The sequence below is a fragment of the Pseudoalteromonas sp. NZS37 genome, assembly GCF_015864265.1.
Lineage (GTDB): Bacteria > Pseudomonadota > Gammaproteobacteria > Enterobacterales > Alteromonadaceae > Pseudoalteromonas > Pseudoalteromonas arctica.
On sequence record NZ_JADYXL010000001.1, the window covers coordinates 208,560 to 234,482 of the forward strand.

Sequence of the window (25,923 nt, forward strand, 5' to 3'; positions counted from 1 at the left end):
AAAAGCCGTGCAATATGCACGGCTTTTAAAATTACGAATTCGCTTTTTGGTGGATATGCGCGGCTGCTACAAACCCTTCAAATAACGGATGACCATCACGTGGAGTTGACGTGAATTCCGGGTGGAACTGCGCGGCAATAAACCATGGGTGATCTTTATTTTCGATAATTTCTACCAGTTTTTTATCTTCTGATAAACCAGTAAAGCTTAAGCCTGCTTTTTCAAGTATTTCTACAAAGTTATTATTTACTTCGTAGCGATGACGATGACGTTCAACTATTTCGTCGCTGCCATATACTTCGCGTACTTTAGAACCTGGCGTTAAATGACATTTTTGTGCGCCTAAACGCATAGTGCCACCTAAATCAGATTTTTCGCTACGTGTTTCAACATTACCTTCTGCATCTAGCCATTCAGTAATTAAGCCAACTACTGGCGCTTCTGAATTTGCATTAAACTCTGTAGAGTTTGCATCCGTTAAGCCTGCAACATTACGTGCATATTCAATTAATGCTACTTGCATACCTAAACAAATACCTAGGTATGGTACTTTATTTTCACGTGCGTATTTAGCCGCTAAGATTTTACCCTCAACACCACGTCCGCCAAATCCACCTGGCACTAAAATAGCGTCTAAATTAGATAACAGCTCAACACCTTTGCTTTCTAAATCTTGTGAATCTACGTATTGAATATTAATTGTTAAACGGTTTTTAAGGCCCGCATGCTTTAATGCTTCGTTAACCGATTTGTACGCATCTGGTAATTCAGTGTATTTACCAACCATACCAATTGTCACTTCACCCGTTGGGTTAGACTCTTGATAAAGTACTTGTTCCCACTCAGCTAAATCAGCTTCTGGTGGATCTAAGTGAAAACGACGACATACGAAGTTATCTAATTCTTGCGTTTTTAATAGCGCTGGAATTTTATAAATGCTGTCTACGTCAGGTAATGAAATAACCGCTTTTTCTTCTACGTTTGTGAATAATGAGATTTTTGCACGCTCATTATTAGGTAGTTTACGGTCTGAACGACAAATAAGAATATCTGGCTGAATACCTACTGAGCGTAACTCTTTAACAGAGTGCTGGGTTGGTTTTGTTTTAACTTCACCTGCAGGGCCTAAAAATGGCACTAACGTTAAGTGAATAAATAGCGCGCGTTCGCGGCCAATTTCAGTTCCCATCTGACGAATTGCTTCAATAAACGGTTGTGATTCTATATCACCTACAGTGCCGCCAATTTCTACAATAGCAATATCATAACCTTCAGCACCGTCGTATACACGTTGCTTAATATCGTTAGTGATATGTGGAATAACCTGAATAGTAGCGCCTAGGTATTCACCACGGCGCTCACGACGTAATACGTCTTCATATACACGGCCTTGTGTGAAGTTATTACGACTAGTCATTTTGGTACGAATAAAACGCTCGTAGTGACCTAAATCAAGGTCAGTTTCTGCGCCGTCTTCTGTAACGTAAACTTCACCGTGTTGAATTGGGCTCATTGTGCCTGGGTCAACGTTGATGTAAGGATCCAGCTTTAAAATGGTAACATTTAAACCACGGGCTTCTAAAATAGCGGCCAGTGAAGCTGCGGCAATACCTTTACCCAACGAAGAAACAACTCCGCCAGTAACGAAGATAAATTTTGTACTCATGCGAACCCTAGAATATCAGGAATTAAAAGGAATATAACACCCAAAGAAGAGCCTAAGGGTATATCATCAAGACGGGGCGAAATTGTACCAAAACACTGCTTATCAATCCAGCTAAAATTAGCTAATGCGCGCACAAAAAATGTGCATTATTTAACATTAAGCCTATTTTACTTTTTTAATCGCATCCCACGCACTATCCATCTCTTCAAAGGTGGCTGTATCTAAGCTTTTACCTTGCGCATGCAAATAGGCGTTTACCTTTTCAAAACGCGCTGAAAACTTATCATTAGCGCTACGAAGCAGTTGTTCGGGATCTCGTTTAACATGGCGTACAACATTAACAGTGGCAAAAAGTAAGTCGCCGAGCTCTTCCGCTGTATGATCAGATAACGGGTCTTGCTCAATCGCTTCTTTTACTTCAAGCACTTCTTCGCTCACTTTATCAAGTGCACCGTGATACGTTGGCCAATCGAAACCAAGTGCGGCAACGCGTTGTTGAATTTTTTTAGCTTTACTTAAGCTTGGCATATTGGCAGGAATATCTTGCCAAAAAGAAGGTGATTCTGTTTGCGCTCTAGCACTGCGTTCTTGTGCTTTGATTGCTTGCCACTGTTGCGATAATTGATCGTCTGTTAGCTCTTTTTTATCGCCAAATACATGCGGGTGACGACGTGTAAGCTTATCGTTTAATTGCTCTACTAGATCATTAAAATCAAATAGATTTTGCTCTTGTGCAAGCTGCGCATAAAAAATAATTTGAAATAACAAATCACCCAGTTCACCTTTAAGCTCACCTAACTTGCCTGACTCAATACAATCGGCAACTTCGTATGCTTCCTCTAGTGTATGCGGCACAATAGATTTAAAATCTTGTTTAAGATCCCACGGGCAACCGCCCTTGGGATCTCGCAGTGTTTTCATTATGCTAAGAAGTTGTGTAAGCGCTGCATTATCATTCATGATTAATGACCACGCTTGGCATCGTGTACACCTTCAATTTGGTGTAACTTAGAAAGAACACGGTTAGTACCCGATAAGTCATGTACTTCTATTTGCATCGTAAATATAGCTAACTGATTATCTTCAACCGTATTTACGTTCATGTTTAAAACATTTACTTTTTCGTTAGCAAGTACTGAGCTTATATCGCGTATTAACCCTGAACGATCGGTTGCTTCTATTTTAATACTTAGTGCGTACGAGCCGTTGATATCATCAGACCAACTTACCGAAATAACACGCTCTGGATGCTGATTTTTTAAGTTATTAAACGAATCACAGTCTTCCTTATGAACACCTATCCCTCGACCTTGCGTTATATAACCTATTATTTCATCGCCAGGGACAGGACGACAGCATTTTGCTACATGGCTCATTAAGCTACCAACGCCATCAACCACTATGCCGTTTTTGTCACCGGTTACTTTGCTAGGCGCTTTAATACGAATAACCGGTTCATCTTCTGTCCGATCACTTACAAAGTTAAGCATTTGATTGAGGCGTACATCGCCCGCACCAATTGCAACCATTAAGTCATCAAGTTCTTTAAAGTTAAAACGCTTGATGGCTGGCTCTAAATCTTTGTATGTTAAATTAAGCTTTTGTAATTCACTGTCGAGAATTTCTTTCCCCGCACTTAAGTTTTTGTCGCGGTCGAGCTGTTTAAACCAGTGATGAATTTTGGCTCTAGCGCGCGATGACTTAATGTATCCTAATGACGGGTTTAACCAATCACGACTTGGATTTGGTTGTTTTTGGGTCAGTATTTCTACCTGATCCCCAGTTGTAAGTTGATGCGTGAACGGCACTATTTTGCCGAAAATTTTTGCGCCAATACAACGATGCCCTACATTTGAGTGAATGTAGTAAGCAAAATCAAGTGGTGTAGCGCCAAGTGGTAAATCGATAATATCGCCGCTTGGGGTAAATATGTATACGCGGTCTTCTACTACTTGGTTTTTAAGCTCTTCTGCTAAATCGCCACCATCAACCACTTCTTCTTGCCATTGAAGTAACTTACGCAACCAGCTAATTTTTTGCTCATAACCCGAGCCGCGTCCCGGTAATGCACCTTCTTTGTACATCCAGTGTGCAGCCACACCCAACTCAGCATCTTGATGCATATCGCTGGTACGAATTTGTATTTCTACTGTTTTACCTTCAGGCCCAAATACTACGGTATGGATTGACTGATAGCCGTTTTGTTTTGGGGTTGCTACATAGTCGTCAAACTCTTTATTAAGATGACGCCAATTGGTGTGCACAATACCCAGCGCTCCATAACAATCTTGTAGGCGTTCAACAACGATACGCATTGCACGAATATCAAAAAGCTGATCAAACTCGTAGTTTTTTTGCTGCATTTTTTTATAAATGCTGTAAATGTGCTTGGGGCGGCCATAAACTTGGGCCTCTATGCCCGCTTCACTTAAACGGTTTTTTACTTGCTCAACCATATCTTCCATATAGGCTTCGCGCGTAAGACGTTTGTCGTCAAGTTGTTTGGCTATGCTTTTATAGGTGCCTGGGTGCAAATATCTAAACGATAAATCTTCCAGTTCCCACTTTAATTGCCCTATTCCTAATCTGTTTGCCAATGGCGCAAAAATATCAGCCGTTTCTTTAGCGGCAATGACGCGGTCTTCTTCATCCGCATTTTTTACATTACGTAAATGACATACCTGCTCGGCAAGCTTAATGACCACGGCGCGCACATCTTCAACCATGGTTAATAACATTTTTCGAATATTATCAACTTGCATAGTTCCTTTACCTTGATGCGATAAAGTACTAATAGTGGCCATTTGTGCAACCCCAGTTAACAGCATGGCTATATTACTACCAAGCTGCTCTTCTATGGTTTCTAGTGATATTAAATCGTTTAAAAAATACGGGGTTAAATACGCAGTAGCTAACGATTCGGGGTCGAGATTTAGCTCAGCTAAAATTTCAACCATTTCGATTGCAGTAGTTTGCCTGCTTTCATTATCACATTTTACGCAGAGCGCTTGCGCTTTAGTAAGTAGCTCTGTTTTTTCTTCAGACAAGGCAAGAAATGAAAGCCGAGTGCTAAAATCTGTTGTCTCATCTTGTTGATGTGATTGTCGTGTAGCTACCATAATGCGTTCTACCTCCGTTGAAATAACGCCATAGTTTCAATATGCCCTGTATGAGGGAACATATTCATTAGCCCAATTTTATTAAGATCAAAGCCAGCTTGTGAAATAATTGCGCTGTCACGGGCTAAAGTAACAGGGTCACAAGAGACATATAAAATAGTTTTAAACTGCTTTAAAGATAATTGCTCTAATACAGCCATTGCACCAGTCCTAGATGGATCGAGTACAAGCACATCTAAGTTTTTACTAAACCATGGGGCGCTCTGTATGCTTTGCGTTAAATCAAAGCAATGAAACTGCGCATTGGTAATAGAGTTAGTTTGCGCATTTTGAGCAGCCATTGCAACCGCTGAAGTCACACCTTCTACGCCAATTACAGATTTTGCTTGTTTTGCCAACACTAATGAGAAATTACCAATGCCACAAAATAAATCCAATAAATTTTCATCACCTTTTAAATCAAGCCAATTTGCGGCTTGCTTTAACATAGCTTCGTTAACTTGCGCATTTACCTGAATAAAATTACCTAAACCAAATTCAAATTTTAGATCAAACTCTTTAAGATAATAAAACGGCATGGCTAAGTGTGAATGCTCAATTACATCGCTCTCGCTTTGCCATACAACTTCAAACTGTTGGCTTTTTGTTATGTGCTCAACCAAAGCCTTTGTATCATCGTTAATTGCTTTAGTGTGACGAATAACAACAAAGTTTTTCTCATCACTTTGGCATAACTGTAAATGGCTTATACTGTGCAGCGCTTTGTGTTGATTAATTAAACCATCAAAAAGTGTAAAAACATCTGCAAATACTTCATCAAGTACTGCACATTTATTAATACTGACAATATTTTTTGAACCACTGGCTCTGTAACCCACACGCATTTTTTTTGCTGCTTTATCAAACATAACGGCTATGCGAGCGCTGCGCCTGTAATGCACAGACTTACTTAATAATGGAGCTTGCCAGTTTAAGCTGTTTAATTTAGCAAACTTACTAAATAGCTGAGTAACTGCAGTTTGTTTTTCTACAACTTGTTGGCTTACTTCTAAATGCTGTAATTGGCAGCCACCACACTGATTATAGTGCTCACAAAAAGCGTCTACTCTTGATTCACTCGCTTTAATAACTTTAATTACTTTTGCACTGCTGTATTTAGCTTTATCTTCGACGAGCATTGCTTTAACTGTTTCATTTGGTAATGCACCGCTTACAAAGCATACTTTATTATTATGCTTAGCAATGCCACGCCCTTGATGATCCATTCCCGTTATATTTAATTCTAATGTTTGTTGCTTAAGCGGTTTTTTTTTCGCTTTAAAAATTTGCGCCATTAGGCATTACCTTCAGTTTATTTATGAAGCACCTATATTTAGATGCTTTAGAATGCGTGTTGAACCGTATATACTCAAATCATACTAATAACGATAAAACGCTCCCATTATGACCAAATTAGGCTTACGCGATTCTGTTTTAACACTGACCCTGATCCCAACGGTGATCATAGGATTACTACTTGGTGGCTATTTTACAATAAATCGTTACATTGAGCTTGATGAAATTTTATATCAGCAAGGTACTACTATTTCTGAGCCCCTTGCTATTGCGCTTGAGCAACCCATGCTCGAAAAAAACAAACAGCTATTGAATCGCCTTATAAGCTACACACATAACAAGCACTCCCCTACAATTAAGTCGATTGCAATTTTTGATAAAAATAATGCGCTATTAATGACGAGTAATTATCACCGCTCATTTGAAAAGTTAATTAATCAAAAGACGCTCATAAATTTAAAAACGACCCACGTGCAAAAGTCAGATGAGCTTGTTACATTCTTCACACCCATTATTAACCATACAAGTCACGACTCTAAATGGGATCCATCTGCTTTTCAGTCATCTCTGGGCACCGTTATTATACAGCTAAACAAAGACCAAGCTGTTATAGGGCAGCAACGTGCTTTATTAATTAGCGGTATTGTAATTATTTTATCATTGGTATTTGCAGCAATTTTAGCTTTAAGGTTAAGCCGCATGTTTATGACGCCGCTTAATAAGTTAGTACTTGCAACCGACAAGTTAGTCGAAGGTAAAAGAAGTACTGGCCTTAACGACAACATGATAGGTGAATTTGAGCTATTGCGAGAAGGCTTAAATACCATTGCTCACACTATGGTGATGCAAAAAGATGAAATGCAAAAAAATATTGACCAAGCAACTAGCGACTACCGCGAAACACTAGAGCAATACGAAACTTCAAATATAGAGCTCTCATTTGCAAAAAAAGAAGCTCAAGATGCTAACCGCGTAAAATCAGACTTTTTAGCTAAAATGAGTCACGAACTTCGTACTCCGTTAAATGGTGTTATTGGATTTACACGCCAGCTTTATAAAACACCGCTGAATAAACATCAAAAAGATTATCTCGATACTATTATGCTATCAGCAAATAGTTTAATGACTATTATTAGCGACATTCTAGATTTCTCCAAACTAGAAGCGGGTGCAATGGAACTTGAGTCGATTCAGTTTCAACTTCGTGATGCTGTAAATGAAGTGATGACACTACTCGCTCCTAGCGCACACGATAAGCAATTAGAGCTATCCATTTACATTAACCAACAAGTACCAGATGACTTAACGGGCGATCCCACTCGCTTTAAACAAGTGCTGATAAACCTATTAAGTAATGCGATTAAATTTACTGAAAAAGGCTCCATTAAGGTCGACATAAGCCATCGGTTACTCGATGACGAACGTACTTCTTTACTTGTGTCAGTAACAGATACTGGCGTGGGTATACCTATGGATAAGCAAGACTCTTTATTTACTCCATTTGGGCAAGCAGACTCAAGCATTACACGTAAGTTTGGTGGTACAGGTCTTGGCCTCATTATTACCAAGCATATTGTTGAAGCGATGAATGGCCGCATAACATTAAACTCTGCACCAGGTAACGGTACCTGTTTTACATTCAATAGTGTATTTAGTTTGCCCAATCATGTATTTACTAACGACTTACCGACTAAATCGCTCATTGGTAAACGTATTTTGTATTTAGAGCCACACGAGCATACACATCACGCTGTACTTTCGTTATTGACTCAGTGGGAATCAAGCGTAACGGCATGTTTTAATGAGACTAGCTTTTTAGACGCTATAAAAAATACTGAACATAAATATGATGTTTGCTTAATTGGCCATATGGCATCAGTTGATGATATGCAGCAACTAAAAAGCTATGTAAAAGCCGTGCGTGAATCTACAGACTACTTATACTTAATGCTTAATACAGTATCGCACAATATGCGAGAAGCCTTTATAGGCAGCGGTGCTGATGCGTGTTTAAGTAAACCACTTAATCACCGTAAGTTATGTGAAGTACTTGCCGCACCTTACAGGCTTGACCACCCTACTCATAATATTGAACAAAACGATCAAGCTTTGCTGCCGTTAAAAGTATTGGTTGTTGATGATAACGATGCCAACTTAAAACTTCTCCATACTTTATTAAGTGAGCAGATTGAAGTAATTGAAACGGCACATAATGGTTCACAAGCATACAGCTTAAGTAAAAGTCATAAATACGACATAATTTTTATGGATATTCAGATGCCAATTATGGACGGTATAACCGCATGCAAGCTTATACAAGAATCATCACTTAATGAAGATACACCAATTATAGCTGTAACGGCACACGCCCTTCAAAGCGAAAAAGAGCAACTACTAAAAGATGGCTTTAAAGGCTATTTAACTAAGCCTATTGATGAAGATATGCTTAAACAAATTATTAGCGATCATAGTCCACAGACCCCGGTTAATCGCGATAAAGCTAAAACAGATACACCACAAAGCCCGGCTCCATTTCAAAGTAGTCGAATTGATTGGGCACAAGCCCTGCAGCGTGCTGGAGGAAAGAGCGAGTTAGCGCTAGAGATGCTTAATATGCTACTTCTAAGCGTCCCTGAAACTCTTACATTGCTTGCAAAAGCGATAGAGACCGATGATTGTCAGCAAGTCCTAAGTATTGTCCACAAGTTTCATGGCGCATGTTGTTACACTGGTGTACCAAAACTTAAATCACTCGCAGAAACAATTGAAACATCACTTAAAAATAAATGCTTGTTAGAGAATATTGAACCTGAATTATTTGAGTTACAGGACGAGCTTGAAAACTTACTTGCTGATGCAAGCGTAACTGAGCTACAAAGATAAGCTTTGAATTTTAGATACAAAAAAACGCGGCATTAACCGCGTTTTTTTAATTAAGCTTTTTAAATACTTATGTAGATTCGTATTACATTCTTGCTTCAATCATTAATCGTTTCATGTCGCGTACGGCTTTATCGAGCCCATCTATCGCTGCACGAGCAATAATAGCGTGGCCAATATTTAGCTCATAAATCTCAGGCATCGCGGCAATGGGTTTAACGTTATGGTAATGAAGACCATGGCCAGCGTTAACAATCAAACCTAAGCTTGCTGCGTATTTAACACCTTCACGAATATGCTCTAACTCTTTGTGTAAATCAGTATCATTTGTTGCATCAGCATACGCGCCTGTGTGTATTTCTACATAAGGAGCACCACATTCTTTAGCTGCATCTAATTGTGCTTTATCTGCATCAATAAATAGCGATACTTTAATACCCGCGTCGGTAAGCGTTTTTGTTGCGGCTTTAATTTTATCTATATTACCCGCTACATCTAAGCCGCCCTCGGTGGTTAACTCTTCGCGCTTTTCAGGTACTAAACACACGTACTCGGGTTTTACTTCAAGCGCTATCTGTATCATTTCATCGGTAACAGCGGTTTCAAGATTCATGCGAGTTTGGATAGTTTTAGCCATCACATAAACGTCGCGATCTTGAATATGGCGTCTGTCTTCACGTAAGTGAATCGTAATACCGTCTGCGCCTGCATGCTCTGCTACACTGGCTGCATGCGCTGGATCTGGGTAACTTGTTCCACGCGCTTGACGAAGTGTTGCAATATGATCTACGTTTACACCCAAAAGAATATCTTTCATTTTCTTACCTGTAAAATTACGTTTATTGAGAGGCCATAAATAGCTCACGGCTTTTTAATGGTTTACTACCTAATAAGGGTTTTAATAAATAGCGACTTAATTGCTTTGCCATATATAGCACATCACTTTGGCTAAAGTCATGATTTGCTATGGCGTTGAGTTGTTTGCCACTAAATCCAGAACGCGTATCTTCTTGTACTAAAAAACCAAGTTCGGGGAAATAACTATACGTCTGCTTTTCATCTATTGGTTCACCACTAGCATCAAAACTAAAATCCACGCCATAACCGAGTAATTCCAATAATTGAAATTCGTACGAGCGAAGCACTTCTTGTAAATTGGCTCCGCTGTTTAGGTTTCCTAGGTGGGATTTATATAGCTCAAATACTTGTTCAATTGGCTCATTAACAGGAACGATGCGGTTAGTCAGTTCGTTCAAATAAAAACCACAATAAAGCTCATCACCTTTTAAAAAGTGCGGGTTACCATGCAGTTCAAACTTATTGATATATTTTAAATCGTACTTGCCACTGTAATTAACAAGGAGTGCCTGGAACGGCTGAAGTTGTGCTTTATGTTTAGTGGCCTGGCGACCACTAATTCGGGCCAGCATTCTTAACTGGCCAACGCCTTCTACAAGCATATCTAACATTACTTGGGAGTCACTATAAGGACGCCGATGTAATAAATACGCGGTGTAGAAGTCGCTATCCATTCACTAAGCTACTGCTTGGTTTAGTCTTCACTGTAACCTAAGCTTCTTAGTGCACGTTCATCATCAGCCCAACCCGACTTAACTTTAACCCAAAGCTCTAAAAATACTTTGTTATCAAGCATTTCTTCTATGTCTTTACGAGCTTCACGGCCAATGGTTTTTAGCTTTTCGCCTTTATTACCAATAACCATGCGTTTTTGTGTTTCGCGCTCAACAAGAATTAACCCATTGATGTGCCAAATACCGTTGTCTTGCCATTTAAACTGCTCAATTTCAACAGTCACAGAATACGGTAGTTCTTCACCCATAAAACGCATTAGCTTTTCACGGATAACTTCAGCTGCCATAAAGCGCATCGAACGGTCAGTTACATAATCTTCAGGAAAGTAAAATTCGCAAGGAGGTAAGCGTTTAGTTACTTCTGCTTTGATTAAATCAACGTTTTTACCTTGCGTTGCTGATACTGGCATAATTCCAACAAAATCAAACTTGTCACTTAACCACTTCATGTGAGGCAATACAAGATCACGGTCTTTAACTTGGTCAATTTTATTAATAACTAATAATACAGGCTTACCACTTTGCGATACTTTATTAAGTACCATATCGTCATCTGCATTCCAATGAGTGCCTTCAACGACAAAAATAATAAGCTCTACATCGCCGATAGAACTAGACGCTGCTCGATTCATTAAACGGTTAATAGCACGCTTTTCTTCAACGTGTAGACCCGGTGTATCTATGTATACCGCTTGGTGTTTATCTACGGTATGAATACCCATAATACGATGACGTGTAGTTTGTGGTTTACGTGAGGTAATACTCACTTTTTGCTCAATGATTTCATTAAGCAAAGTCGATTTACCTACGTTTGGTCGACCGACAATCGCCACCATTCCACAAAATGTATCTACATCACGTTCATGAGGCTGTATTAAGGTATCAAGGTTCATTTTTAAGTATCTTCAATGCTTTTTCAGCAGCTTTTTGTTCGGCCTTACGGCGCGAGCTACCAACAGAAATTATGCTATCCATTCCATCAACAATACATTCAACCGTGAATGTTTGATTGTGTGCTTGGCCTTGTGTATCAACCACTGTGTAGCCCGGTAACGATAATTTACGGGCTTGTAAATACTCTTGCAGCAGGGTTTTAGGATCTTTCTGGTTAAGCCCTGGTGAAATAGCATCCAAACGTGATTGGTACCACGCCAATATAAGATCGCCACAACTGTCGATACCTGAATCTAAAAATGCAGCGCCTATAATAGCTTCTACTGCATCAGCAAGCGTTGACTCGCGACGAAAGCCGCCACTTTTAAGCTCGCCCGGCCCTAAGCGTAAATAATCGCCTAGACCAAATTCAAGACCAAACTCAGCAAGTGTTTGACCACGCACAAGTGTTGAGCGCATGCGGCTTAAATCGCCTTCACGCGCTTTAGGGAATTTGGCATAAAGTGCATTGGCAATCACAAAGCTTAAAATCGAGTCGCCTAAAAATTCTAGTCGCTCATTATGTTGGCCTTTGTGGCTGCGGTGCGTCATTGCTTGTTCAAGTAAACCTTGATCAGCGAATTCATAGCCAATTTTTTTATATAATTCTGTTACATTTTTTTTCATCGTTACTGAATATTACCTAGGCGTTCAAAGCGAACACCAGTTGGAACCCATCCTGGTAAAATATCATCAGGGCCATTCTCAAATTCAAAACTCATCCATATAAAGACAGCTTTACCCACCAAGTTTTCTTTTGGTACAAAGCCCCAAAAGCGACCATCTTGGCTGTTGTCGCGGTTATCACCCATCATAAAATAATGATCAGCAGGAACAGTCCATTCATCAGAAGGCGTGCCCGGTTGCTGATAGTAACGCCCTTTTCTTTCAGGCGCTTGTGGGTTGATTAATATATCATGCGTAACTGTTGTTAAATTTTCATTCACACGAGCTAGAGGCATTGGGCCTTGTTTAAATTCGTTATCATTAATTAGTTTAAAATCAATTTTATTGAATTCATTACATAAAAGCTCACCCTGTTGGGTTTCGCCTTCTTTACAGTTTGGCTGAATATATAAACGTTTATCACGATAAACAATTTTATCGCCAGGTAAACCAATCGTACGTTTAATATAGTCAACACTTTCATCTAAAGGGTATTTAAAAACAACAATATCACCACGTTCAGGCTCACCGACATCAACTAACTGAGTGCGCCAAACTGGGTCTTTTATTCCATATGAATACTTTTGTACTAAAATAAAGTCACCCACTAACAGTGTAGGCATCATTGAACCAGATGGAATTTGAAACGGTTCAAAAATAAATGATCTAAAAATAGTAATTGCTGCAATCATCGGGAAAATCGACTTTGCTGTTTCTGTTAGTACTGGTTCTGGTGCAATTAATGCCGCAGTTTCTTCATCTAACGGAGCTCCAGCAGACGTTTGCGCTATCGCTAAGCGTTCCTGTCTTTTAGGTGCATACATTAAGTGATCTATTAACCATATTAAGCCTGAGCCTAAGGTTAATAGCACCAATAAAACTGAAAAATAACCAGCCATTTATAATCCTTTGTTTTTATTTACCAACTTTTAAAATAGCTAAAAACGCTTCTTGAGGCACTTCAACATTACCTACTTGCTTCATACGTTTTTTACCATCTTTTTGCTTTTTAAGTAGCTTTTTCTTACGACTCACATCGCCACCGTAACACTTAGCAATTACGTTTTTACGTAACTGTTTTACCGTAGTACGTGCAATAACGTGTTGTCCAATCGCTGCTTGAATCGCAATATCAAACATTTGACGAGGAATAAGCTCTTTTAATGCATCAGCTAATTGGCGACCACGAGACTGAGCACCATCACGGTGAACAATAATCGCAAGTGCGTCAACACGCTCACTATTGATTAAAATATCAACACGCACCATATCTGATGTTTGAAAGTGTTTAAAGTTATAATCAAGCGATGCAAAACCACGGCTTGTTGATTTTAATTTATCAAAAAAGTCCATTACCACTTCAGCCATAGGTAGCTCATACGTAACAGCTACTTGCTTTCCGTGATAGGTCATTTTTGTTTGGCTACCGCGTTTTTCAATACACAAAGTAATAACATTACCTAAGTATTCTTGTGGTACCAAAATATTAGCTTCAACAATCGGCTCACGAATTTCTAAAATATCGTTTACTGCAGGTAAATCAGACGGGTTATCAATCTGGAATGTACCTTCTTTAGTAACTATCTCATAGATTACCGTAGGTGCCGTTGTAATTAAATCAATATCGTATTCACGCTCTAAACGCTCTTGAATGATTTCCATGTGTAGCATACCTAAAAAGCCACAGCGGAAACCAAAACCTAATGCAGTTGAATTCTCTGGTTCAAAGAATAACGACGCATCGTTTAAGCTTAATTTATTAAGCGCATCACGGAATGATTCATACTCATCAGATGCAATTGGGAACATACCTGCATAAACCTGAGGCTTAATTTTTTGAAAACCAGGTAAACGAAGTGGAGCCGCATTTTTTTGATGAGTTATAGTATCGCCTACTGGCGCACCATGTATCTCTTTGATGCCAGCAATAACAAACCCTACTTCACCGGTTCTTAAAATACCGGTGTTAGTTTGCTTAGGTGTAAACACACCCACTTGGTCGGCAGTATGTATATGCTCATTCGACATTATTTTTATTTTGTCGCCAGTGCGTAATTCACCGTGCTTAATACGCACTAATGATACAACGCCTTGGTATGGGTCAAACCAAGAATCGATAATAAGTGCTTGTAGAGGTCCATCTGTATCGCCTACTGGCGGCGGAACATCTCTAACAATCATTTCAAGAACTTCGGCAATACCTACACCCGTTTTAGCGCTACATTGCACTGCATCAAGGGCATCAATACCAATAATTTCTTCAATTTCTTCTGCAACGCGCAAAGGATCCGCTTGCGGTAAATCGATTTTGTTAAGTACTGGAATTACTTCTAATTCCATTTCAATAGCGGTGTAACAGTTAGCTAATGTTTGTGCTTCAACGCCTTGGCCTGCATCGACAACGAGTAGTGCACCTTCACATGCAGCTAAAGAACGCGATACTTCATATGTAAAATCAACGTGTCCTGGAGTATCAATGAAATTAAGTTGATAAGTTTCGCCATCGTTCGCTTTGTAATTCAACGTTACACTTTGCGCTTTAATGGTAATACCACGTTCGCGCTCAATATCCATTGAATCCAAAACTTGTTTTTGCATTTCACGGTCGGTTAAACCGCCACAAACTTGGATCAAACGATCTGAAAGGGTCGATTTACCATGGTCAATATGGGCGATGATCGAAAAATTACGGATATGCTTCATAAACTGGATTCTATACTTCTATTTTAATGGACTAAATATGAATACCTAAGTGACTTGAAAATACTTGCTGTAGGATGCCATAAGCTCAGTTTGTAAATTACAAACATCACGAATGCTTTTTAATATTGATTAAAACCATTTTATTTATTGAATAACAATAAGTTAAATTTATTTAACTTACATAATTCAGCTAGATAAAATAATTTAAAAAACCACTATTCCCTGTATTTCCAAGTTACTTTGGTATAAAACGGCAATTTTACATTTAATTGGCGTCAATCACCATCTATTTGAGTTAAAGGGATACTAATTGGGTGAATTTTTATAACTTTTATATCGTGCTTTAGCGATTTCACGCGAGTTTTAGCTATAAAGAAACCAGTAACACCACCTAAAGCTGCAGCTAAAATTTGCCAACCTTCGGAAGACATAAATAATTGCGCTGCAATCAGTGCAAAAACCAGACTTAAAAGCAGTGGTAGCATGTATACCGCAAATGCATGCTTAACGACGTGACTATCATCAAGTGACAAGGTTACCTTTTGTCCTACTTCAACAGAGGATTCAAATTTATAAGGGAAGGTTTTTTTTGCAGTGCCAAACAGCTTACCAAACACTTGTGAGCCGCAACGACCATTGCAGCCTTCACAAGCTTGTTTTTGTTGTGCTTCTAAATGAGCAATGTGGCCATCGAGGGCCACAACAGTGAGGGTTTGTTCAATCATAACAATCCTTACGAATCGTTTATAATGCGCGGGTAACTGACTCAGCAATCGCTTTTGCGGTCATACTCGGTACATTACCAACAACCGATACATCAAAATTACCGCCATTATGCACATATACTGTCGTTGCACCAGAGGTTAGTGCACCACTTAAACGCTTACCCGGTAATGGACGCTGAATAAATACCGAAATTTCAACAAAACCATCAGAAAACAAGTAATAGTCTGTTAATTCGTTATTTAAATCGAGCTTATGTCTGTCTGATTTTAGTAATTCAAAGCCATCCGGTAACCAACTAATTTGCCAGTTAGTCGCTGTACTGTCTTCGTTTATAAGTGCATCGTTTGGTAAAGGCGTTGGAAAGTTTCGATTGAGCACTTCAAGTAACATACCTGCTGGCTGCTCTGTCACACTAATGTGAGTAAGCTGTAACTGCTCTAAGGCCTCACCTTCATGGTTAACGTACGCGGCTTTTAGTAATAACGACGATTCCATATCCAGCCAAATCCAATAATTATATTTATACTCGTCTTTAGATTCTATGCGAACTAGTTGAGCAGCACGCCCTGCAATACGACCTTTCCCGCCTAATACAAAATCATAGTGCGCGCTTAAGCGATCTATATCTTTAAAAAGCACTTCAGGAATTGGACCCGCTATTGAATCTGTTTTTAGGGAGTATGGTTCTGACTGAGGTTCAAAATAAGTAACTTGGTTGTCAATACGGACCATTTCAAGCCCAGCACCGTTAAGTAAACTTAAATGCTCAAGTTCTGTGTCACCTTGTAAAGCATGCACCCATCGGTAGGGTTCCATTGTTTTACCTTTGACAACCACAAACGAAGCGTCAAAATTACGGGTGTGAACGGCATTAGCCATTTTTAGTAATAAATCTTTGGCAGGATTTGTGTCGTTGGCAAATGCATTAAAGCTTACTACCAACGACAGAACAAAAGTGATTACTTTCATTTAATTAGTTTTTTTCCTCAGACGCTTTGGTATTAGTTTGCGCTGTTTCTAAAGAATTCGCAACTCGTGCTTGGCGTTGATGCTCAAGAACTAATGCACCAATACGTTGTTGCTGTAATTCACGTAAACCTTGCTCTGCATTTTCAATCGCAGGCTCAGATGAGTAACTTACTGGCGATGCCATACCTGTCAGCGGTGTGGTTTGTAGTAATGGAATTTCGCTTTGTTGCTCGTTGTTGCTTTGAGGAAGCGTATTAACTCCAACAATAGCAAACATTGCCACACTGGCTGCAATTGCTAGTTGAGCAACTGGCTTGCGCCAATTAAAAGCCACTACTTTATTATCTTGTACCGTCTCAGTGATTGCTTGAGGCTGTGTTTTTGACTGACTAAAGTCAGCATAAACAGGCTCGCTTTCAAGTGCTAATGCAACGCGATCGCTAATATCAATATGTATGTCGTTATTATTTTTTTGAGCACGCATCGCATCACCAATTAACGCATAACGGCCAAACGTAGTTACATCTTGCTCTGCAATTTTTGCATCAGTCAGATGTTGCTCGCCATCAAGTAATGCCGATAACGCTTCGTTATCTAACTTGTTAAGGTGTGCTTTTGTCATACTAAGACTCGCCTATTAATGGGTTTAATTTGTTATCTATTGCTTCACGGGCACGAAATATACGCGAACGCACAGTCCCGACCGGGCAATCCATTACCACTGCTATTTCTTCATAGCTCATCCCTTCGATTTCTCTAAGGGTGATTGCGGTTTTAAGATCTTCAGGCAAACTATCAATCGTATTAAAAATAACAGCGCGTACTTCTTCGCTTAAAAGTAGGTTTTCAGGAGATGCATTAGATCGCATTGAATCTGCACAATCATAAAACTCGGCATCTTCAGCGTCTATATCATTTGCTGGCGGCTTACGCCCCTGGGCTACTAAGTAATTTTTAGCACAATTAACGGCAATACGGTATAACCACGTGTAAAAGGCGCTGTCACCTCTAAAGTTTGGAAGTGCACGGTAAGCTTTAATAAAAGCCTCTTGTGCTACATCAGCAATATCGCCTTGGTTTGATACATAACGTGAGATCAAACCTGCAATTTTGTTTTGATACTTCTTTACTAATAGGTTGAAGGCGTTTTTATCTCCTTGCTGGACCCTTTTTACTAGCACTAAATCTAATTCCTGCTCGCTCATTCGAGCCGGTACTCCTATGTCTGATTTTTGCTTGTTATTCATATTGTCGTCATTGTTCACAAATACTCTGACCTCTTTATGAATAAAAAGTTCTGCTTAATATTATTTTTTTATAAAATAGATGATAAATAACGGCGCTAAGCCTTTAAAATCACTACGTAGTAGTATGACAAATATGGTACAACTACAGATATTAAAAACAAATATTGCTCTATACGAGCATTGTAACCGCAAAGTACCTCTGACATGAACCAAAATAAACATCACATTGCAGATGTCGCTATTATAGGTAGCGGCGCAGCAGGCTTATCACTTGCATTATCTCTAGCTAATTATTGTAACGTTACCGTGATCAGTAAAGGAGCGCTTACAGAAGGTTCTACTTTATATGCTCAAGGTGGTATAGCAGCTGTATTTGATAAACAAAACGACAGCATAGAATCTCATGTTGAAGATACACTCGATGCGGGCGGCGGTTTATGCGACAGAGACGCTGTTCATTATACTGCCAGCAATGCTCACGATTGCCTACAGTGGTTAATCGACCAAGGTGTTCCCTTTGATATGGAGTTTGATAGCAAAGGAAAAGAGCGTTTTCATTTAACACGTGAAGGCGGTCACAGCCATCGTCGTATTTTGCATGCAGCCGATGCTACTGGCAAAGCTGTGCAAACCACGCTTATTAGCCAAGTTAAAATTCATAAGAATATAACGCTCTTAGAGCAATACAATGCTATTGATTTAATTACAGATAAAAGCGCCGGAAAAACAGGATCACACATTGAAGGTATGTATGTGTGGAACAAAAAAGCTAAAAAGGTAGAAACCATTTCAGCTAAATTTGTTGCTCTTGCCACTGGTGGCGCAAGCAAAGTGTATTTGTATACATCTAATCCAGATGTATCAAGTGGTGATGGCATTGCAATGGCATGGCGCGCAGGCTGTAAAGTTGCCAATATGGAATTTAATCAATTTCATCCAACGAGCCTTTATCATCCAGAGCTACAAAACTTTTTAATTACAGAAGCTATGCGCGGTGAAGGGGCTTATTTAAAACGACCTGATGGCACTCGTTTTATGAAAGATTTTGACAGTCGTGAAGAACTTGCTCCACGCGATATAGTGGCACGCGCAATCGATTTTGAAATGAAGCGTTTAGGTGCTAATTGTGTTTATTTAGATATTAGCCACAAAGATAAAGACTTTATTATTGAGCACTTTCCTACTATTTACGCAAAATGCCTAAGTGTAGGGCTTGATATAACAAAAGAAGCAATCCCAGTTGTACCTGCTGCGCATTACACTTGTGGTGGCGTAATGACCGACTTTAACGGTAAAACAGATCTCGATAACTTGTATGCTGTTGGCGAAGTCGCTTACACAGGCCTACATGGTGCAAACCGTATGGCAAGTAATTCATTATTGGAATGTATTGTATTTGCCCACGCTGCAGCTAAAGATATTTTAAGTAAAATTGAACATGCACCAGAGCCAATGGCTCTACCTCATTGGGATGAAAGCCGTGTTAGTAACTCTGATGAAGAAATTGTTATTACCCATAACTGGCATGAACTACGTTTATTTATGTGGGATTATGTAGGTATTGTACGCTCTACTAAACGCTTAGAACGTGCACTGCATAGGGTTGAGTTGCTGCAGCAAGAAATACATGATTATTATGCAAACTTTAGAGTAAGTAATAACTTGCTTGAGCTTCGTAACTTAGTACAAGTGTCAGAACTCATTATTAGAAGTGCAATGGAGCGAAAAGAAAGCAGAGGCCTACATTATACTATTGATTACCCTGAACAAAATGAAAATCCAACACCGACTATTTTGACTCCAAAACGCAATTAATCGCGTTTAAAGTAGCACGTTTTAGACGCGCATAGCTTTGTTCATTAACACCATTGGCTGAAATTATAAGCCAATGGTTGTTACTAAAACCTTTAATATGTAGCCATATATTATTGCCATAAAAACGGCTTTTTTTACTAATTTCACCCTGAATTTTTAAACCTTCACCCTCAAACCTAAATAGCTTGGGTTCTAGAATTATAACGCCATGGTTTGGATGAATTGCCAACACTTTTTGCCACACTAAAAAGCCAGCTAATATATTAATTATCAAACAAAAAAGCATAGCTAGTAGCGAATCTAAAAATAAACATAATATTAAAATGAGCATGCAAAAAAAGACCACAATAGGTTTGTGGTCAGCGTTATTATTAGTAACTGTAAACCTATACACGAACTCGGTCTAAGATCAGCGAAACCATACCGTTTAACTGCTCATCTTTACATTCTTGATGACCCATAAACCATGCAAATAAGTCAGGGTCTTCTTCTGTTAGCAAACGCTGAAAAATAGCCTGTTGCTCTGCGCTTAAAGAGTCGTATGCTTCTTCAACAAACGGCATAAACAAAACATCAAGCTCTAACATGCCACGACGGCAAGCCCAACGAATACGTGCTTTACTATGAATTTCAACCATTTTAAACCTCATACTTAATTGACTCGAGTTTAACAAACACAAGCCTATTTAGCAGCTATTAATCTCTCATTAAAGAATAAACCCGCACCAATAAGCGCTTGTCTGTACCATACGTAACAACTGCGTTATTATGTCACTTCATTTATATTGCAAAGAAGGTTTTTATGTCGAGCGTTTATGCATGTCCGTTATCTCATCAACTTATTAGCCTCTGCGGTGCTGATAAATTATCTTATTTACACGGGCAAATCACTCAAGATCTAAATAAATTAACCAGCAGTAATTATTTGTGGGCTGGCCATTGCAGCGCTAAAGGTAAACTTTGGGGCGTATTTAAATTATTTTCTTATCAAGACAGCTACTACCTTACAGGCAGCGAAAACGAAGTAGAAAAATCGTTAGCTGAGCTAAAAAAGTATGCCGTATTTGCAAAAGTTGACATTAGTGCATGTTCAAAGCGATTAATTGGTCTCATTGGTGATGATTTATCGGATGTACTCGCACAACTTGATATTAACTTTGAAGGTGATGCGAGCGCGTGTGACTTTGAAAGCGGTAAAGCACTAAAATTAGCTGATAACCGTGTTTTATTGATGGTCGATAGCCAGTTTAGTATGCCTGATGACGTATCTACACTTGATAACGAAGCTCCTTGGCAACAAGCATCTATGCTTGCAGGTGAACCTCAGTTAAGTGCAGATGCAATTGGCGAGTATGTTCCTCAAATGGTAAACCTACATGCTATTGGCGGTATAAGCTTTAAAAAAGGGTGTTATACCGGTCAAGAAACTGTGGCTCGCATGAAGTACCTAGGTAAAAATAAGCGTGCAATGTATATAGTCTCAGGTCAAAGCGAAGGGATACTTTCAGAGCCCGATTTAGAAACCCAACTAGGCGAAAATTGGCGCCGTGCGGGTAAACTTATTGCACAAAGCTTTAATGAACAAACAAATAAATTAACAGGCCTCGTTGTGTTGCCAAACGATACTGATGTAACTCAGGTACTTCGTGCAAAACACACACCTCAGGTGGAGCTAAGCATTCTGCCTCTACCCTACTCTCTTGAAGATGAATAAATAGGAATGACTATGATCGTTGCGGCAAACAAAGTGGTAAAAATGCATTATTCGGTAATGGATAATGATGGCAATAGCATTGATAATTCGTTCGGTGGTGAGCCACTACACTTTATCATTGGCACAGGCTACTTAATTTCAGGCCTAGAAAATGCTTTGCAAGGCAAACAACCAGGCGACACACTTAGCGTAAAAGTTGAACCTGATGAAGGTTATGGCGAACGCCACGATAACCTAATGCAAGCTGTACCTAAGTCGATGTTTGAAGGTATGGAAATTGAAGTCGGCATGCAATTTCGTGCATCAACAGATGATGGTGACCAATCAGTAATGATCATCGATATCCAAGATGAAGAAGTTATTGTAGATGGTAATAACCCACTTGCAGGCATAACACTTAACTTTGATGTAGAGATACTAGAAGTACGTGATGCAACCGAAGAAGAACTCACTCATGGTCATGTACATGGTGAAGGTGGATGTGGTCACGACCACTAATACACTGTTAAACCAAGTAAAAAAGCGCCTAGGGCGCTTTTTTTATATCATATTGTTGCGCTTAACCGTTTCAGTTTTTGCCTTACTAGGCAGCGCGATTGATACATTCTTTTCTTTTAGAGCGGCGAGTAAACCTTTTTGATCGTTTGTGCCAACTCGATACAAAGTGCCATCTTTAAGCGTTAGCTGTATTGCACTAAAGCCAGATACTGTATACACCCAACCATCGTGAGTAATTCGCATACCAATACCGTGTCTGTAAGAGTTTTGAACTGCCTTAGCTTCTACTACTTCGCCAAGCTCAATGCTTTGCCCTGCAACGCCTGGGCCAAACGCCCAGCTAATATTCTTATCATCTACTTTTACTGTTAGACCATGGAACAAAAAGCCCACCAGCACTAAAATCCCAGCAAATATCATTAAAGGTCCATCAGCGCCTAACAAGTTCCATGCAAGCGCTACAAAACCGCCTATCCACGCTAATACAAAAAAGATAAACACCGCATACTGTTTATGCTGATACATAATATTCTCTAAATTAAATAAATACTTAAAAGCTGTACACCAATGTAGCACTCAGCTCTGAGTCAAACTTGAGTTTATCATCTTCGGGTTTTGAATTATAACGATACATGTAGGTAAATTTGAGTGATACCGCACCAATCACTTGGCTTATTAGTGCGGTTTCCGATTTTAAGCGAGAATTAAGACCTGAGAGCGACTGCTCTATACTCACATCTTGATTAAAACGAGTACGCTTAGAAACCAAACGTTCCCACTGCATTGCAACACGTACTAAATAACCGGTTTTATTAATTTCATCTTCGCTCACATCCGAATCTTCATCGGCTACTGAACGGTATAAACCAGGTCCTATATCAATATCTACTTTGTTTTTAGAGCCTTGATATACACGCGCACCATAGCCTGTTGCCACCGTACTTTTAAAATCAAGTCCACTAAACTCATCTTCTTCGTAATCACCGTAAATAAAAAATGAGGAGTTTTTAACACCTACTTTATAGTTACCTTGCGCTGATACAAAAACACGATTAGCTGTAACATCAGTGCCACCGCTTTCATCGTTCTCATCACGCTTATAAAGAGAGTCTATTTTAAATTGGTTACGCCACTTTTCAAAGTCTTGGTATAAATTACCTTTGAGCTTAAAACTGGTCGAATTGGTGTTACCTTTACTTAGAATAAAGCCAAATTCAGTATCACCGTAGAACATGTCACCTTTGTGTAACTCATGAATTTCTTCATCAGAGAGCTTGCCATATTCATGAAAATCTTCAAATGGATCAACGGCCCAACTTGGGCAGCTAATTATTAAAAAAATTAAAAATAAATACTTACGCACAATACTCTCTCTGCACACAATTATAAAAATAAGCAGTATTGCTTATTCAGTTTCTTTCCATAAAATATGACAAAACGGAGCATCTTTATCACGACTAATCAAAATTTTAGCAAACAAAACATCATCATTTTCAAATTCTAAACCAACCAACACCTGAATAAAGTGCTCTGGCTCTATTTCAAGGGCTACAAAGTCTTGCCACTGGTCATCTGGCTCGTCTTCTTCAATAAAGCCTAGGTCTTCTCTAAACTCATTAAAGTCTTCAACATCTTTTTCACTCAAGTTATTTGGCGCTAACTCTAAAAAAATATCATAAGCTTGGTGAGTAGCTTCTTCTACCGTATATAAACGTGGACCCGACATATGTGCTTAACCTTAAGCTTTTAAGTTGCGCTATATTATCAAATCTCATCATCATTTTGATAAAAAAAAGCTTAAAACACTGACTTTTTTGTAACCGAGTCATGCTTTATTCAGCATACAACTAAAACGACGAATAACAACTTACCTAACCTATTGAATATAAAGATTACTTTTATTATTTAAGTTAAAATAACAACGTAAAATATTTTTATTATCTTAGGTTCGAATTGTTTAGCTTTTTCTCATCTAAAACCAATCCTTTAAGACTACGGCTTTAGCAATAAATTCCATTTATTTAAAAAATACCGTCACTTTACTTAATTCCTATAACAACATAAGCTCAAGCAACAGGTCAGAGGAGTGTGTAATGATAAAACTAGAAAAACAAAATGGCATTGCAACCGTCACGCTTAGCAGAGCAAAAAAACAAAATGCATTAAGTTTTGAAATGTTTGTAGAGCTAAACAAAGCCATTAAAAATATAAAAAGAGATCGTAGTATTCGTGCTGTGGTAATAAAAGGTGATGGCGAGCATTTTTGTGCAGGCCTTGATATATCTGCAGTAATGGCTACACCAATGAACATAGTGAAATTATTGCTTAAATGGTTACCAGGCAATCAAAATTTAGCGCAAAAAGTAGTATTAGGCTGGCAGTCACTTAGTGTGCCCGTTATTGCACAAATTGATGGCAACTGTTTAGGGGGTGGTTTGCAAATAGCTTTGGGGGCAGATTACAGAGTTGTTCATATTGATGCCAAACTTGCCATTATGGAAGCGCGTTGGGGATTGTGCCCCGATATGGGCGCAAATGTAATGATGAGCGGTTTAGTTAAGCGCGACCAAGCACTTTGGCTTGCAAGCCACGCAAACCCAATCACTGCACAACAAGCAAATGAGCTAGGTTTGGTTACTAAACTTACCGATGATACTCAACAAGCAACGCAAAACATGCTCGATACATTACTTGAGCGTTCACCCGATACGCTTGCTGCTATTAAACGTGTTACACAACTTAGCTATAAACCAAACCAACGAAAAATACTCGCTAAAGAAACCTTAAGCCAAATTCGCTTACTGCTAAACCCAAACACTAAAAAAGCAATTGCTAAAGCTAAAGGAAAAGCAGATATAACCTACGCAAATACAAAGCACTGGTAGACTATTGCACAATGCATAAAAGAGTTTGATTTGTTAAAGTTAAGCTCTTATCTTTTCTGTGAGCCACTTTGATGAAATATCTGCTCAGTAGCGCTATTATTTTACTCTGTTTAGCCTGCGCTAAACTCATTATGCACTTTATTGGTGGAAGCTTTCCTGCACCGTTACTCGCTATGGTTATTTTATTAGTTTTACTCTTATCGGGTATTGTAAAAGAGCAACATGTAAAACCATGCGCCTCCCCTATTTTAAATATTATGCCTATCTTTTTCATTCCTGCGGGTGTGGGATTTATTGAACATCTCGGCCTTATAAAGTCGCACTGGGCATTTTTAGCCTCAGTTATGGTGCTAGTCCCTATAACTACCTTGTTGCTTGTTAGCAGTGTAATTGCGTACTTTAAGGGAAGAGAAAATAATGACTAATTTTACTTTTTCCGCTATTTCAGAGCTACAGCCTAATTTATGGTGGCTAAGTATTCCTTTTATTATTGTATTATTTTTAGCACTAAGGGCCGTAAACCAAAGTATAAAAAACAGCGTATTTAAATCGCTCACTAACCCCGTATTTTTAAGTATTAGTATTATCGCTTTATTACTAATTAACCTAAATCTGCCTTATACGCAATTTGCCTCGCACAGCAAATTATTAAGCTGGTTATTAGAGCCCGCGATTGTAGCTTTAGCACTCCCTTTATATCAGCAGTTTACACACGTACGAAAAAATCTATTACTCATAGTCGCAACATGTAGCTTAGGTATTGTTAACGCAACCGTTGTGGCATTTTTGCTAAGCATATTATTTAATGCGCCTGCGCAGCTAAGTGCATCTGTTGCCGCACTCAGTGTCACAACCCCAATATCTTTAATTGTTACTGAGTCATTAGGGGGGATTAGCTCTCTTGCTGCGGCTTTAGTTATTTTTATTGGTTTACTAGGCGCTTTATTTGGCTTTATGCTTTTTCAACTCATTAATATTTTTAATCACGAATCTCAAGGTGTTGCAATGGGCACAGCTTGTCATGCAATTGGGACTGCTGCTGCTATTGCTGAGCATCCAAAAGTAGGCGCTTACTCCTCAGTTGCAATGGCGCTAAGTGCTTTATTAACAGCAATTATAGTACCGCTGTTATATCCATTTTTAGTCAACATTTTGCTATAGTTGGAAAAATACAA

26 protein-coding genes are annotated in these 25,923 nt (G+C 39.0%); 7 read left to right on the forward strand and 19 right to left on the reverse strand.

Features of this window, described 5'->3' with window-relative positions; translation table 11 throughout:
* Positions 1 to 31: 31 nt before the first annotated feature.
* From I6F47_RS00935 to rlmD, 4 genes are all read right to left on the reverse strand, one after another.
* Positions 32 to 1,666 carry a CTP synthase gene (locus I6F47_RS00935; RefSeq protein WP_169044253.1) on the reverse strand — a complete coding sequence of 545 codons (1,635 nt, stop codon included), beginning with the start codon at positions 1,664 to 1,666 and terminating at the stop codon, positions 32 to 34.
* 162 nt (positions 1,667 to 1,828) lie between these two features.
* Entirely contained in the window at positions 1,829 to 2,626 is a 798-nt protein-coding gene (mazG, locus tag I6F47_RS00940; RefSeq protein ID WP_197183166.1) for a nucleoside triphosphate pyrophosphohydrolase, read from the reverse strand.
* A gap of 2 nt (positions 2,627 to 2,628) precedes the next feature.
* Entirely contained in the window at positions 2,629 to 4,785 is a 2,157-nt protein-coding gene (gene relA / locus I6F47_RS00945; protein WP_010553214.1) for a GTP diphosphokinase, read from the reverse strand.
* An 8-nt stretch (positions 4,786 to 4,793) separates the two neighbouring features.
* Positions 4,794 to 6,119: a 23S rRNA (uracil(1939)-C(5))-methyltransferase RlmD gene (gene rlmD / locus I6F47_RS00950; RefSeq protein ID WP_121953493.1), complete on the reverse strand. Its 1,326-nt coding sequence runs from the start codon at positions 6,117 to 6,119 to the stop codon at positions 4,794 to 4,796.
* A 109-nt stretch (positions 6,120 to 6,228) separates the two neighbouring features.
* On the opposite strand from rlmD, the gene barA reads away from it, so the two are divergent.
* Positions 6,229 to 9,003: a two-component sensor histidine kinase BarA gene (gene barA / locus I6F47_RS00955; RefSeq protein WP_197183167.1), complete on the forward strand. Its 2,775-nt coding sequence runs from the start codon at positions 6,229 to 6,231 to the stop codon at positions 9,001 to 9,003.
* An 82-nt stretch (positions 9,004 to 9,085) separates the two neighbouring features.
* Here barA and pdxJ read toward each other — a convergent pair whose 3' ends face one another.
* The 10 genes from pdxJ to rpoE form a co-directional block, all read right to left on the reverse strand.
* Entirely contained in the window at positions 9,086 to 9,817 is a 732-nt protein-coding gene (gene pdxJ / locus I6F47_RS00960) for a pyridoxine 5'-phosphate synthase (RefSeq protein ID WP_007581734.1), read from the reverse strand.
* A 22-nt stretch (positions 9,818 to 9,839) separates the two neighbouring features.
* On the reverse strand, positions 9,840 to 10,532 hold the full coding sequence (gene recO, locus I6F47_RS00965) for a DNA repair protein RecO (RefSeq protein ID WP_007581733.1): 693 nt from the start codon (positions 10,530 to 10,532) through the stop codon (positions 9,840 to 9,842).
* 20 nt (positions 10,533 to 10,552) lie between these two features.
* On the reverse strand, positions 10,553 to 11,485 hold the full coding sequence (gene era / locus I6F47_RS00970) for a GTPase Era (RefSeq protein ID WP_007581730.1): 933 nt from the start codon (positions 11,483 to 11,485) through the stop codon (positions 10,553 to 10,555).
* Complete coding sequence (rnc, locus tag I6F47_RS00975) at positions 11,475 to 12,152, reverse strand: ribonuclease III (protein WP_007581728.1); 678 nt, start codon at positions 12,150 to 12,152, stop codon at positions 11,475 to 11,477. The genes era and rnc overlap by 11 nt, the downstream gene beginning before the upstream one ends.
* Positions 12,153 to 12,154: 2 nt before the next feature.
* Positions 12,155 to 13,090 carry a signal peptidase I gene (gene lepB, locus I6F47_RS00980; protein WP_024589998.1) on the reverse strand — a complete coding sequence of 312 codons (936 nt, stop codon included), beginning with the start codon at positions 13,088 to 13,090 and terminating at the stop codon, positions 12,155 to 12,157.
* A gap of 16 nt (positions 13,091 to 13,106) precedes the next feature.
* Entirely contained in the window at positions 13,107 to 14,894 is a 1,788-nt protein-coding gene (lepA, locus tag I6F47_RS00985; protein ID WP_007581724.1) for a translation elongation factor 4, read from the reverse strand.
* A gap of 275 nt (positions 14,895 to 15,169) precedes the next feature.
* The gene (locus tag I6F47_RS00990; RefSeq protein ID WP_024609022.1) at positions 15,170 to 15,619 is read right to left on the reverse strand and encodes a SoxR reducing system RseC family protein; all 450 of its coding nucleotides are present in this window, start codon (positions 15,617 to 15,619) and stop codon (positions 15,170 to 15,172) included.
* A 19-nt stretch (positions 15,620 to 15,638) separates the two neighbouring features.
* Positions 15,639 to 16,589, reverse strand: a complete 951-nt coding sequence (locus tag I6F47_RS00995) for a MucB/RseB C-terminal domain-containing protein (protein ID WP_007581719.1) — start codon at positions 16,587 to 16,589, stop codon at positions 15,639 to 15,641.
* Positions 16,590 to 16,593: 4 nt separating this feature from the next.
* Positions 16,594 to 17,211: a sigma-E factor negative regulatory protein gene (locus I6F47_RS01000; protein WP_197183168.1), complete on the reverse strand. Its 618-nt coding sequence runs from the start codon at positions 17,209 to 17,211 to the stop codon at positions 16,594 to 16,596.
* A gap of 1 nt (position 17,212) precedes the next feature.
* Positions 17,213 to 17,794: an RNA polymerase sigma factor RpoE gene (gene rpoE / locus I6F47_RS01005; RefSeq protein ID WP_002958721.1), complete on the reverse strand. Its 582-nt coding sequence runs from the start codon at positions 17,792 to 17,794 to the stop codon at positions 17,213 to 17,215.
* 246 nt (positions 17,795 to 18,040) lie between these two features.
* Here rpoE and nadB point away from each other — a divergent pair, with 246 nt between their 5' ends.
* Entirely contained in the window at positions 18,041 to 19,651 is a 1,611-nt protein-coding gene (gene nadB, locus I6F47_RS01010) for an L-aspartate oxidase (protein WP_007581714.1), read from the forward strand.
* On the opposite strand, the gene I6F47_RS20510 is transcribed toward nadB, so the two are convergent.
* The gene (locus tag I6F47_RS20510; RefSeq protein ID WP_231609131.1) at positions 19,626 to 19,982 is read right to left on the reverse strand and encodes a hypothetical protein; all 357 of its coding nucleotides are present in this window, start codon (positions 19,980 to 19,982) and stop codon (positions 19,626 to 19,628) included. The two genes, nadB and I6F47_RS20510, sit on opposite strands and share 26 nt — an antisense overlap.
* 55 nt (positions 19,983 to 20,037) lie before the next feature.
* Positions 20,038 to 20,289 (reverse strand): FAD assembly factor SdhE, encoded by a 252-nt coding sequence (locus I6F47_RS01015; protein ID WP_007581709.1) that lies wholly within the window; start codon positions 20,287 to 20,289, stop codon positions 20,038 to 20,040.
* Between the two features lie 164 nt (positions 20,290 to 20,453).
* On the opposite strand from I6F47_RS01015, the gene ygfZ reads away from it, so the two are divergent.
* Together ygfZ and I6F47_RS01025 are read left to right on the forward strand one after the other, a co-directional pair.
* Positions 20,454 to 21,365, forward strand: coding sequence for a CAF17-like 4Fe-4S cluster assembly/insertion protein YgfZ (ygfZ, locus tag I6F47_RS01020; RefSeq protein ID WP_165741703.1), 912 nt, complete (start codon positions 20,454 to 20,456; stop codon positions 21,363 to 21,365).
* Positions 21,366 to 21,377: 12 nt separating this feature from the next.
* On the forward strand, positions 21,378 to 21,863 hold the full coding sequence (locus I6F47_RS01025) for an FKBP-type peptidyl-prolyl cis-trans isomerase (protein WP_007581704.1): 486 nt from the start codon (positions 21,378 to 21,380) through the stop codon (positions 21,861 to 21,863).
* Positions 21,864 to 21,905: 42 nt separating this feature from the next.
* On the opposite strand, the gene I6F47_RS01030 is transcribed toward I6F47_RS01025, so the two are convergent.
* The 3 genes from I6F47_RS01030 to I6F47_RS01040 are packed head-to-tail and all read right to left on the reverse strand — an operon-like array spanning position 21,906 to position 23,589.
* A complete protein-coding gene (locus tag I6F47_RS01030; RefSeq protein ID WP_197101104.1) occupies positions 21,906 to 22,388 on the reverse strand; it encodes a hypothetical protein in 483 nt (160 codons plus the stop codon).
* Between the two features lie 25 nt (positions 22,389 to 22,413).
* A complete protein-coding gene (locus I6F47_RS01035) occupies positions 22,414 to 23,226 on the reverse strand; it encodes a DUF481 domain-containing protein (RefSeq protein WP_010553209.1) in 813 nt (270 codons plus the stop codon).
* 42 nt (positions 23,227 to 23,268) lie between these two features.
* Positions 23,269 to 23,589, reverse strand: coding sequence for an HI1450 family dsDNA-mimic protein (locus I6F47_RS01040; RefSeq protein ID WP_007581697.1), 321 nt, complete (start codon positions 23,587 to 23,589; stop codon positions 23,269 to 23,271).
* Between the two features lie 367 nt (positions 23,590 to 23,956).
* Between I6F47_RS01040 and I6F47_RS01045 the strand changes: the two genes are divergently transcribed.
* The 3 genes from I6F47_RS01045 to I6F47_RS01055 all read left to right on the forward strand — a co-directional run bounded on the left by I6F47_RS01045 (position 23,957) and on the right by I6F47_RS01055 (position 25,909).
* Positions 23,957 to 24,748, forward strand: a complete 792-nt coding sequence (locus I6F47_RS01045) for a crotonase/enoyl-CoA hydratase family protein (protein WP_165727562.1) — start codon at positions 23,957 to 23,959, stop codon at positions 24,746 to 24,748.
* Positions 24,749 to 24,819: 71 nt separating this feature from the next.
* The gene (locus tag I6F47_RS01050) at positions 24,820 to 25,173 is read left to right on the forward strand and encodes a CidA/LrgA family protein (protein ID WP_166420189.1); all 354 of its coding nucleotides are present in this window, start codon (positions 24,820 to 24,822) and stop codon (positions 25,171 to 25,173) included.
* Positions 25,166 to 25,909: an LrgB family protein gene (locus tag I6F47_RS01055; protein ID WP_197183169.1), complete on the forward strand. Its 744-nt coding sequence runs from the start codon at positions 25,166 to 25,168 to the stop codon at positions 25,907 to 25,909. The genes I6F47_RS01050 and I6F47_RS01055 overlap by 8 nt, the downstream gene beginning before the upstream one ends.
* The last annotated feature ends 14 nt before the right edge of the window (positions 25,910 to 25,923 follow it).